General features: G+C 37.1%; 1 protein-coding gene. It reads left to right on the top strand.

All coding sequences use genetic code 11. The annotated features are described in order from the left end of the window. On the top strand, positions 1 to 299 hold a 299-nt coding region (locus AOA62_RS31850), incomplete at both ends, for a hypothetical protein (RefSeq protein ID WP_158235138.1).

The following is a 299-nucleotide window of genomic DNA, read 5'->3' as shown; positions in this document are numbered from 1 at the left end:
AGTCGTAACAGATGATTTCGAATTTTTCAAAGCCAGAACGACAGAAGATCAGAAAGAAGACTTTCACATTGGTATTATGTATAAGACCGAAGAAGTTATCGCCACTAGCGTGTTTGAATATACAAACGTGACATCTGGAAACAATAGAGATCATTCCTCAACAGAATTCAAGCTTTACTTCGAAAAAATAGAAGAGGAGTGGAAAATCTCCACATCTGAAAAGGTTGTCCAAGCACATGAAGAGCTGATGATCCCGTTCTTAAACGAAAGATATGGAGAAGAATTTGTAGCTAATGGAT

The organism is Pseudomonas sp. 2995-3 (assembly GCF_002742565.1).
GTDB lineage: Bacteria > Pseudomonadota > Gammaproteobacteria > Pseudomonadales > Pseudomonadaceae > Aquipseudomonas > Aquipseudomonas edaphica.
Note: the sequence above shows the minus strand (reverse complement) of the source record. Positions and strands in the feature narration are given on the sequence as shown.